At 45.2% G+C, this 11,116-nt stretch carries 10 protein-coding genes; 9 read left to right on the top strand and 1 reads right to left on the bottom strand.

Going from position 1 to position 11,116, the window contains the following annotated elements; all coding sequences use genetic code 11:
• The first annotated feature begins 207 nt into the window (after positions 1-207).
• From C161_RS03560 to C161_RS03530, 7 genes are all read left to right on the top strand, one after another.
• Positions 208-1,953 (top strand): methyl-accepting chemotaxis protein, encoded by a 1,746-nt coding sequence (locus C161_RS03560; RefSeq protein WP_036668258.1) that lies wholly within the window; start codon positions 208-210, stop codon positions 1,951-1,953.
• Between the two features lie 211 nt (positions 1,954-2,164).
• Positions 2,165-2,842 carry an NAD(P)H-dependent oxidoreductase gene (locus tag C161_RS03555; protein ID WP_036614223.1) on the top strand — a complete coding sequence of 226 codons (678 nt, stop codon included), beginning with the start codon at positions 2,165-2,167 and terminating at the stop codon, positions 2,840-2,842.
• A gap of 160 nt (positions 2,843-3,002) precedes the next feature.
• Complete coding sequence (locus C161_RS03550; RefSeq protein ID WP_327196762.1) at positions 3,003-3,446, top strand: MarR family winged helix-turn-helix transcriptional regulator; 444 nt, start codon at positions 3,003-3,005, stop codon at positions 3,444-3,446.
• Between the two features lie 167 nt (positions 3,447-3,613).
• Positions 3,614-4,195 carry an NAD(P)H-dependent oxidoreductase gene (locus tag C161_RS03545; RefSeq protein WP_036668256.1) on the top strand — a complete coding sequence of 194 codons (582 nt, stop codon included), beginning with the start codon at positions 3,614-3,616 and terminating at the stop codon, positions 4,193-4,195.
• A gap of 113 nt (positions 4,196-4,308) precedes the next feature.
• Positions 4,309-4,620 carry an ArsR/SmtB family transcription factor gene (locus C161_RS03540; RefSeq protein WP_036668255.1) on the top strand — a complete coding sequence of 104 codons (312 nt, stop codon included), beginning with the start codon at positions 4,309-4,311 and terminating at the stop codon, positions 4,618-4,620.
• Between the two features lie 159 nt (positions 4,621-4,779).
• Positions 4,780-5,814 carry an LLM class flavin-dependent oxidoreductase gene (locus C161_RS03535; protein ID WP_051449565.1) on the top strand — a complete coding sequence of 345 codons (1,035 nt, stop codon included), beginning with the start codon at positions 4,780-4,782 and terminating at the stop codon, positions 5,812-5,814.
• 309 nt (positions 5,815-6,123) lie between these two features.
• Complete coding sequence (locus C161_RS03530) at positions 6,124-7,284, top strand: AI-2E family transporter (protein ID WP_036614215.1); 1,161 nt, start codon at positions 6,124-6,126, stop codon at positions 7,282-7,284.
• 151 nt (positions 7,285-7,435) lie between these two features.
• Here C161_RS03530 and C161_RS03525 read toward each other — a convergent pair whose 3' ends face one another.
• Positions 7,436-7,807 carry an ArsR/SmtB family transcription factor gene (locus tag C161_RS03525; protein WP_036614212.1) on the bottom strand — a complete coding sequence of 124 codons (372 nt, stop codon included), beginning with the start codon at positions 7,805-7,807 and terminating at the stop codon, positions 7,436-7,438.
• A gap of 227 nt (positions 7,808-8,034) precedes the next feature.
• Here C161_RS03525 and C161_RS03520 point away from each other — a divergent pair, with 227 nt between their 5' ends.
• On the top strand, positions 8,035-10,368 hold the full coding sequence (locus C161_RS03520; protein WP_036668253.1) for a heavy metal translocating P-type ATPase: 2,334 nt from the start codon (positions 8,035-8,037) through the stop codon (positions 10,366-10,368).
• Between the two features lie 205 nt (positions 10,369-10,573).
• Positions 10,574-10,930: an SdpI family protein gene (locus C161_RS31350; RefSeq protein ID WP_076254810.1), complete on the top strand. Its 357-nt coding sequence runs from the start codon at positions 10,574-10,576 to the stop codon at positions 10,928-10,930.
• Positions 10,931-11,116 lie beyond the last annotated feature (186 nt).

Here is an 11,116-nt window from a genome sequence, read left to right as displayed (position 1 = left end):
GTTGGTCGGAAAAAGTATACCACGAAAAGAGAACTCATCCAACCAGAAATGCTTGACAAACATTAGCTGGTTTTTGTTGTCTCCCATTACTTTTCTCATCAAATGAATAAAGTCGATTTTCCTGAAATGCTAACAAACAATATGGATACATACGATATAGATATAAGATATATAAGGCTATCTACTATTTAAAGTGGGGGAATAATCATGTCAATTCAGTCTAAGCCAAAAAATAAGAAAGGAAATAAACTCAAAAATATGAAATTAACAACAACGATGGTCATCATGACTGTAATTAGTCTAATCGGCTTGTTTACTGTTTTTCTGATTGGGATTTTCGGAATGAACGAAGCAAAAACGGGACAAGGCATCCTCTATAATGACCGCTTCCAGCATCAAACCAATGTTCTTGAACTGAAAAGTAATTTCTATAATATGCGCGCCAATTATACAAAGGTTCTTGATAATGCAGAGTATACCGACAAACAGTACGATCAGGTTCAGAAAGGTAAGAAGAGTATCACGGATGGCTTGAATGAATTTTCAGCAAGAACATTGGATACCAAAGAAAAAGAGATATTTGCAGATTTGGTAGCAAAGATGGATACATATTATCAGGATATTGAGCAAATCATGGATACCAAAAAGATGTCGGGCACCTACGATAGTGAAGAGAGAGGAAGAATTAACAAAAGCAGTACAGCAATTGTGGAGACGATCACCCTGTTGAGTGCGCATAACGAAGAAGAGTCAGCCAAGCTCTATGCGGATACACAGGAAGTAATTCAGCAGCGAGCATTGGTGCTCGGTTCGGTTCTTTTGTTTTCACTTGCAGCACTCATTCTTATTTCATTTGTAGTGATTCGCAGTATACGTCAACGAATGAAAGCTATCACCCGTTATTGTGAAGAAATAACACAAGGCAACTTAACGGCATCCTTAGATCCGCATCTAACACAGGGAAATAATGAGATAAGTGTCATCGCACGAGCTATTCGTACAATGACCGATTCCACAACAAATGTCATTCGTGGTGTAGTTCAGGAATCTCATCATATCAACCAGGTTAGCGATCTTACCAACCAGAACATGGCTGGTCTGAATGAACGAATTCGTGAAGTATCAGCTACAGTTGAAGAGCTCTCTGCTGCAATGGAAGAGGCTTCAGCCCATACGGAAAATATGAATCATTCGGCTAATGAGATGCAACAGGGAGCTGAATATATATCGGAACAGACATCTAAACAAGCAGAGTCCGCCTATGTGACCAGCACGAAGGCTGAAAAGTTGAAGCAGGAAGCCCGCGAATCGAGCCGAGCAGCCATAGACATGTACGATCATACGAGTAAGAAGATGTCAGAAGCGCTGGAACGTGCAACTGCTGTAGATCAGATTGGTATATTATCTCAGTCTATTTTGGATGTTACAGCGCAGACTAATCTGCTGGCACTCAATGCATCCATTGAAGCTGCAAGGGCTGGGGAAGCAGGCAGGGGTTTTGCGGTTGTTGCAAGCGAGATTAGAAAGTTGGCTGATGATTCCAGACAGGCTGCCGATCAAATTCAGCAGGTCACGGAGGAAGTTATGCAGTCTGTAACCAATCTGTCCTCGAATGCCAAAGAGTTGCTATCCTTTATGTTCAATCAGGTTGGCAAAGATTATAAATTATTGGAGGATACAGCTGAACAGTATTATGTCGATTCTCTTGATCATGCCAATGCAGTTAAAGATCTCAATGCAACCTCACAACAAGTGACTGCGAATATCAAAATACTAGTGGGCTCCATTCACGAGATTGCATCAGCAAGTGAACAATCAGCCGCATCCAGTCAGGAAATTGCAGGACATATGGTTGCCTCTGCTGCGCAATCTGTGGAAGTAGTTAAACAATCTGATCAAGTCAAGGATAGTGCATTAAATCTGAATAAGCTGGTTCAAGATTTCAAGATTTAAAAGAAAAGAGTCATAGATAATCTACTAGGGCCATGTATGTGCCCAGTGGATTATTGCTGTCTTTCATCCAATACTTACTTTTATAAACCAAGAAACAATAATGTGCGTACTTTTAATTTATACACATAGAGCCTAAAATAATACTTGAGATGAAACCACTTAAACATTATTGTTCAACATAAAAAAAGTTATAAAAAGGACGTGGAGCTCCATGGAAGTTACAGCAAAGTCAAAGACAAAGGAAGACATCTTAAAGGCGTATCATTTCCGGCATGCAACAAAGATATTTGATGATACCCGCAAAATCTCGGATGAGGATTTCCAATTTATATTGGAAACAGGCAGATTATCTCCAAGTTCCATTGGCCTTGAACCGTGGAAGTTTCTGATTGTACAAAATCCAAACCTGCGTAAGCGTCTGTCCGAAGTCTCTTCCGGCGCTCAAAAGCAATTGGCTACAGCAAGCCATTTTGTTGTTATTTTGGCCCGATCAGATGCCAGTTATAATTCTCCCTATGCGGAGTACATGTTGAAGGAAACAAAGGGAATGCCTAATAACGTATTTGAGCTAACAAGTGAGGCTTATGGAAAGTTTCAAAATAACCAGAAAATTCTGGATAATCCACGATCATTATTCGACTGGGCATCTAAACAGACTTATATTGCACTTGGCAACATGATGACGGCGGCAGCTCAGATCGAGATTGATTCTTGTCCAATCGAAGGTTTCAGCCGTGAGGGCGTCCACCGTATTATGGAAGAAGAGGGCTTGCTGGAAAATGGCGCATGGGGCGTCTCCATGATGGCAGCCTTCGGTTATCGGGCAGAGGAGCCCCAGCGTGAGAAGTCCCGACAATCCGTTGAGAAAATCACGCAATGGATTAACTGAATTCAGCATGAATCCAACATGAATTCAAAAAACGATTAGCTAAGATCTAACATTATAGATCAGGATCAAAGTAGAATCGAAACAGCCCGATATTTTCCACATGTTAGCAGGATGGAAAGGGCTGTTTTCTTTTTTATAAAAAGAACTTGAAATTACATAGATGTCTATGTATAATGAGGTCATGCCTAAATACAACGCAATTGCACTGATTGCAAGAATCAGAGACCATGTCAACAAACGGATTGTACACGAATTGGAACAGCATGAGGTAACAGGGATTGTTCCTTCTCATGGAGATGTATTGATGTTCTTGTACCGGGAAGAGACGCTGTCGATCAAGATGTTGGCTGAACGTGTTCAACGCACGCAACCAACGGTAACGGTACTGGTCAACAAGCTGGAGAAGCTTGGCTATGTTGAACGCAACAAGAGTGCGGAAGATAGCCGGGTGACGATTATTCGCCTAACCGAACAGGGGAAGCGACTCGAACCGATCTTCCATCAGGTATCAGAGCAGATTAATGACATCATCTATAGTGGCTTGTCCGATGAACAGTCGGAGCAATTGGAGAGCTTGTTATCCATTATTGTCCGAAAGTTATAATGAATGAACTCTTCTGTCTGCAACCCTTTCAGATTTGACTGGGGTGGAGGCAGAGGAGCCCAAATATTTTTTTGCCCATATACATAGATATCTATGTATGCGGGAGCGTATCAATGTAACCCCATTTTCGCAACCTAACTCAAACCAAACCTGGAGGGATTCACACCATGAAACATCTTATCGTATATGCTCACCCACACACAGACAGCTTGAATAACGCAATCCTCAATACTGCTGTAGAAGCTCTCGAAGCTCAAGGCCATGAAGTGGTTGTTCGTGACTTGTACAAACTTGGATTCCAACCCGTACTGACTGAAGCTGACACAGCTTCCATGCGTGCAGGACAGACACCACAGGATATCGCAACAGAGCAACAGTTTGTTACGGATGCAGAAGTTATCACATTCATCTATCCGATCTGGTGGACAGGTCTTCCTGCCATTATGAAAGGATATGTTGACCGTGTATTCGCCTATGGTTTTGCATATGCAGCAGGTGAAGCGGGAATCGAGAAATTGCTGACAGGCAAAAAAGGACTCATCATCAATACACATGGTACACCAAGTGAAATTTATGATCAGATTGGCATGACCGCTGGACTGAAATTAACTTCAGACGTAGGTATCTTCGATTTTGTAGGTATTGAAGCCGTAGATCATCTGCTCTTCGGTAGTATTGGATACCTGGATGCCCCCGCATATCAAGCCATGTTGGATCAGGTTAAACAGACGATTACAACCAATTTCTAATATGGATGTTGAATCCAGATACGGATTCCATATGATACCAGACCGACTCGATCATGAGTCGGTTTGTTTGTTCATGTGTTTGCAAAATGGATGAAAGGGGGTATAATTTACCCATGGAACCTATACTTATATTTAAAGCATTATCGAACGAGACACGTAGACAAATCTTGTTGTGGCTCAAAAACCCGGAGCAACACTTCCCACCGCTGGAACTATCTCAGCATCCGGATGGTGGCAAGAACGGAATCTGTGTTGGTACGATTCAAGTGAAGGCTGGACTGGCTCAGTCGGTTATCTCCAGTTATCTGCTGACTATGCTCAAGGCAGGGTTGCTGCTCTCCGAGCGAAGAGGACAATGGACGTATTATCGGCGCAACGAGGAGACAATCCGTCAGTTTGCCGAGTACGTACAGAACGAGTTATAAGCCGGATGCCGGAACGGAAGCTAGGATGCATATGCAGGCAGGGATTCCGTCCGGATGTAAACGGCTAGATTATGAACACATCACCATATCCAATTGCGATTTAATTAATCTATATATCTGGATATACAAAAATATAATCATCGAGGAGATTAAATGATAATGACTACTGAAAATACGGCTTCATCCCATAAAGAACATATTAATGACGTTAAGCTTTCCATTTTGGATCTGGCCCCCGTCGTTGTGGGTGCAACACCTGCTGATGCTTTGCGCAACAGTCTTGATCTGGCACAGCATGCAGAGCGTTGGGGATATCACCGTTACTGGGTAGCTGAACATCACAACATGCCGGGTATTGCTTCTTCCGCAACTTCGGTTGTTATTGGATATCTGGCTGGTGGAACCAAAACGATTCGTCTGGGTTCAGGAGGCATCATGTTGCCTAACCATGCACCGCTTGTCATCGCTGAGCAGTTTGGTACTCTGGAATCCCTTTATCCTGGCAGAATTGACTTGGGACTGGGTCGCGCACCAGGTAGTGACCGCCGTACATCGCTTGCACTACGTAAAGATCTGAACAGTGGGGAAGATTTCCCTGAGCTTTTGGCAGAACTCAGAGCATACTTTGATGCTTCGGCGACATCTTATCATGCGCCTGTTCGCGCAGTTCCTGGAGAAGGATTAAATATTCCAATTTACCTCTTGGGGTCCAGTGATTTCAGTGCACGTCTGGCAGGTCAGCTGGGATTGCCGTTTGCTTTTGCCAGCCACTTCTCGCCCGATTACACCCGGATTGCACTGGAAACGTATCGAAACAACTTCCAACCATCTGATAGCTTGAAGGAGCCACATGTGATTGTTGGTGTTAACGCCGTTGTTGCGGATACAGACGAGGAAGCAGCATGGCTGGGTACAACGATGCAACAGCAGTTCCTGAACATTATTCGCGGCACAACGGGATTGGTACAGCCTCCGGCAGAGATGGAAGGCAAATGGACGGATCGTGAGAAAGCTGGTGTTGAGCAGACGCTGAAGGCAGCTGTTAATGGTTCACCAGAAACCGTACGTGGACAGTTGGAATCTTTCATTCGGCAGACGCAGGCAGATGAGCTGATTATTACGTCGATGATCTATGATCATAAGGCACGGCTGCATTCCTATGAGTTAATCGCACAATTAGCAGGAAAAGCTTAATCTTCATTTTTCAGCATAAAAGCTGGCTTATTGGTAGGGTATAGCTATAAATTTACGGTTCGTCTCCCAGGGAGGCGGGCCGTTTTTGAATAGGGAGAATTTGCAAATGATTCGTGTGGGGCAGAAGACTCATTTTGGGGTAAAATGACTTTACCGGTTTAATTTGAAACGGTTAAACAGCACCATACGTATAAATCCAGAGTGTTATACATATGTTGGCTTGTACAAGGTATTTTTTTCGTGTGTGGGCATTTATTTAGCTTTATAGTTTAGTTTTGAATAAGGGTCATAAGAGAGGACGACACGCCTATGGAGCAACCTGAGCAACCCCGCGTTTGGCCGGAGCGGTTCAAACGATTTTTTCTTAACAACAAGTTTGTCCTATTTCTGCTGATTCTGCTGTTGGTGGGACTGAACGTGATGGTTCTGACCAAAGTATCCTTTGTTCTTCATCCGCTCGCAGTACTCATCAAAACCATTGTGCTACCTATTATTCTGTCAGGCATACTCTACTATCTGCTGAATCCGATTGTGGATGTGATGGAAAGGTGGAAAATCAAGCGCGGCTGGTCCATTCTGATCCTGTATCTTGCGATTGGAGGCATTCTGACAGTCGTAGTATTGGCGGTCATTCCGGTTGTGCGTAACCAGATTGTGGGGCTGATTGAAAATTTCCCAACCTACAGTGAGACGGTAAAACAGCAGTTTGAGGAGCTTACGGGCAGTAAATTGTTCGGTCAGTTCCAGGAAACGGTGAATCTGAATTCGCAGGACTGGTGGGGAACAATCTCCCAAAAGGCTACTGAAATTCTGAACTCGACCTGGACCAAATTGGGCGGATTTCTCGGAGCTTTCACTGAGACCGTGCTGTCTATCGTAACGGTTCCATTCATTCTGTTCTATCTGCTGAAAGACGGCAAGAAGCTGCCAGCGAAAATTCTGTCTTTCCTGCCGATCAAGAGCCGTACGGGCGCAATGCATGTGCTGGAAGACATCAATCACCAGATCAGTTCATTCATTCGTGGACAGATTATCGTCAGCTTCTGCATCGGTATTCTGCTCTACATCGGTTATATGGTCATTGGTCTGGATTATGCATTGATTCTTGCAATTATCGCATCGTTCACAAGTGTTGTTCCGTATCTGGGACCTGCAATTGCGATTACACCAGCATTGATCGTGGCACTCGTCACTTCTCCGGTGATGCTGCTGAAAATGGTTGCCGTATGGACGATCGTACAGTTAATTGAAGGTAAATTCATCTCACCACAGATCATGGGTAAAACGCTGAAAATCCATCCTATCACGATTATCTTTGTCATTCTGACTTCGGGTAATCTGTTTGGAGTCGTGGGCATTCTGCTCGCTGTTCCAGGATACGCGGTGCTCAAAGTATGTGTATCACATATCTTCAACTGGTTTAAGGACAGATCGGGCCTGTACGACCCGAACAAGAACAATCTTTTATAACCGAAGTGGCAAGCTCCAAGAGATAGTTAATCAGAAGATTTAGTCACTTTGTATCCTGTATAAAACGGTACCCTTACCAAGAAGAACCCCCGTCCATCGGCATACAGCCGAGAGGCGGGGGTTCTTCTTCATGAACAAGCTTGGCTGCTGCCTAGCTGTGTTTAATATGTTGGAGCGTTTGCAGGAAAATCTGCTCAATATGAGCATCATCCAGAGAGTAGTACACGGTCTTGCCTTCCTTGCGCCGCTTGACAATCCGCATGTTGCGGAGTGAACGCAACTGGTGTGAAATGGCCGACTGTCCCATGTCGAGCAGAACCGTCAGGTCATGAACACATAATTCCTTCTGTAACAGCGCATCAATAATACGTAGACGTGTGGGGTCGCTGAATGCCTTGAACCAATCTGCCATCTCGGAAGACGTCTCCCGATCTATGAGTGAAGTGCGAATCGTCTGCACGTCGGCTTCAGTACCTGAGCAGGCTGCATCACATTCGCTTGGTGCTTTAACCGGTTGTTCCATTTCCTATCACCGCCTATGTTAACAACTATAGCTCTATTATATCCAAAACCCGCCTAAAGCGAAATGATTACTATTAGCATAATCTGTATGAAAAATCAACAATGATTGTTGACACTCATGTTTAGGCGTGCATATAATAGGGGTAACCAAACATATGAATGAGTGCTCATATATTGAATGCAATTGAAATATAACATCGTTTTTGTACTGCAAAGGGGAGAATTCACATGGGAACCGGACAGGAACAGGTGAAAAGGGAACTGCTGCTTGATGGACTGGATTGTGCAAACTGTGCATTGAAGATTGAAAATGGCGTCAAAAAAATTAAGGGCATTAACGAATGCTCTGTCAATTTTGTTACCAAAACATTATCGCTGCACACCACTTCCGACATGGATGAACAGGTAGTGGAAGAAGCAAAGCGCAAAGTGCTTCGGCTGGAGCCGCATATTCGCATTTCGGAAAAAGGAAAACACGTGAACGGACATGTGCACACCCACACAGGAAGTGCAGCTGGTGCGCATAACCACAGTCATGACCATACTGGACATGATCATGGACATTCACATTCACATGGCAAACACTCGCATACTCATGATCAACATCAACATGGTCATACACATGAGCACGGGAGTCATGCTGGGCATGATCACAGCCATACCCATGATGATGCCCATGCAGGCCACTCGCATGAACATGGTGCAGGACAGACAAAAGTGTTGCTTGCTCGTCTTGCTGCAGGTTCTGTGTTGCTCGCAGCCGCAATCTGGTCGCCGCTGGAGGGCTGGGCACAGTTTACTCTATATGCGCTCGCCTATCTGATTGCCGGGGGAGATATCGTGCTCCAGGCGTCCAAAAACATCATCCGCGGTCAGGTATTCGATGAATACTTCCTGATGTCTGTCGCTACCTTGGGTGCCTTTGCTATTGGAGAGTATCCCGAAGGGGTAGCGGTCATGCTCTTTTATCAGCTCGGGGAGCTGTTTCAGGGCATGGCGGTTAATCGGTCACGCAAGTCGATTCAGTCACTGATGGACATTCGCCCGGACTACGCGAATATCCTGACGGGTTCGGGTGACGAGACCCGGCGTGTATCTCCGGAAGACGTACAGATTGGTGATCGTATTGTCGTGAAAGCAGGAGAGCGAGTACCGCTGGATGGTATCGTTAGAGCTGGGCGTTCCATGGTGGACACTTCTGCTCTGACAGGTGAATCGGTACCTCGTGAGCTGGAGCCCGGAAGTGATGTACTGAGTGGATTTGTGAACAAAAATGGTATGTTGACGATTGAAGTAACCAAAACGTTTGGTGAATCAACGGTATCCAAGATTTTGGACCTGGTGCAGAACGCGAGCAGCCGGAAAGCGAAAACAGAACATTTTATTAGTAAATTCGCCCGATATTACACACCGGTTGTTGTTATCCTTGCAGCCGTGATTGCATTTGTTCCGCCGTTGATACTTAGTGGTGCAACATTTGCCGACTGGATCTATCGTGCATTGGTCTTCCTGGTTATCTCATGTCCTTGTGCGCTCGTGGTCTCTATTCCACTTGGTTTCTTTGGTGGTATCGGAGCAGCTTCACGTAACGGGATTCTTGTCAAAGGCAGTAACTACCTTGAAGCGTTGAACGATGTGAAAGTTGTTGTTTTTGATAAAACGGGTACACTAACCAAAGGTGTATTCAAAGTAACAGCCATTCGTCCCGAAGGTGGACGCACGGAAGAAGAACTGATGGAGCTTGCAGCCATTGCCGAAGCCAATTCCAATCATCCGATTGCTGAATCCATTCGCGTAGCTTGGGCCAAAGCCATTCCCACGCAAGGTGTTGAAGGTTATGACGAAGTTGCCGGACATGGGATTAAGGTGAGCGTCGATGGTCGGGAAGTGCTGGCAGGCAACGCCAAATTAATGAAGCAGGCGGGTATATCCTATACCACACCAGAGACGGCTGGAACGATAGTCCACGTGGCTGAAGCTGGCACATATGTTGGTCATCTGATCATTGCCGATGAAGTGAAGGATGACGCAGCCGCGGCCATCCAGGCGCTGAAGAAACTCGGCATCCGCAAAACGGTCATGCTGACAGGTGATGCTAAAGCCGTAGGTGAAGCGGTAGGACGTGAGCTGGGTGTGGATGAGGTCTACGCTGAATTGTTACCACAGGACAAAGTCGAGCGACTGGAACAACTGGAAGCTGCCAAATCTCCGAAGGAGAAAATGGTGTTTGTCGGTGACGGTATCAACGATACACCTGTGCTGGCACGCGCCGATGTGGGTGTGGCCATGGGTGGACTTGGTTCAGATGCCGCGATTGAAGCGGCAGATGTGGTCATCATGACCGATGAACCGTCGAAACTAGCGAGTGCAATCCGCATTGCTAAGCGTACACGAATGATTGTGTGGCAAAATATCGCGTTTGCTCTGGGAGTTAAAGCGATCTTCCTGTTACTCGGTGTGTTTGGCATAGCTACCATGTGGGAAGCGGTATTCTCGGATGTCGGTGTCACGGTGCTAGCTGTCCTGAACGCCATGCGTGTACTTCGTGTGAAGAATATCTAAGTTTACGAAACGATCCAGGCGGCTCTTCGTATATACGTAGAGCCGTTTTTATATTTTTATGTAGATAAGTCTAACCAGACATTTACACGAGAACGGAGAGGACAGAGATGACCTGAAGAAGCGAAGCTACCATCGCAGGTTATTCTGTCATCGGAGTGTCAATGTGAGCAGGTCTATGGAAGACAACAGTGAAGGGGAGAACGTTTTGACAGGAGCAGTAGTAGGGATCATCATTGGAGTGTGTTATTTCATTCTGGGGTTGATGGTGTTCAAAAAACCACCGAAAATGATTAACGGAATATATGGTTATCGGACCCCGCGTGCAATGAGTAATCCCGAGTTATGGGACGAAGCGCAAAGTTATAGCGCCAATCTGATGATGCAATTTGGTGTGATTATTACGATATTCGGCATTATCGGTTTCTGGCTTACAGATGTACGAGCTTTGGTTCTGAGTCTGGTTGCTACAGGATTCTATACGTTCAGATTGTTTACCAGAGTTGAAGGCCGGTTGAAGCAAATGCAGCGTGCTCAACAGCAACAGAATGAGCAGAACGTTTAAGGTAAAGTGAATGAATAGTGTACAGAGGAAGACCTGCGTGTGAAGCGGGTCTTTTTTGTATGTACCAATCACGGGGACTAGTTAAGTGGTGAAAGTTCGCTGTTGGGGGAGTTAAGAACCCATAGGCAAAGAGCAAGGGTATCCATCGCGAGTTGGTATCCGTCGATGAAAGTTTCTAAAACAGTA

The organism is Paenibacillus sp. FSL R5-192 (assembly GCF_000517845.1).
Taxonomy (GTDB): domain Bacteria; phylum Bacillota; class Bacilli; order Paenibacillales; family Paenibacillaceae; genus Paenibacillus; species Paenibacillus amylolyticus.
This window is presented reverse-complemented; position numbering and strand designations above follow the sequence as displayed.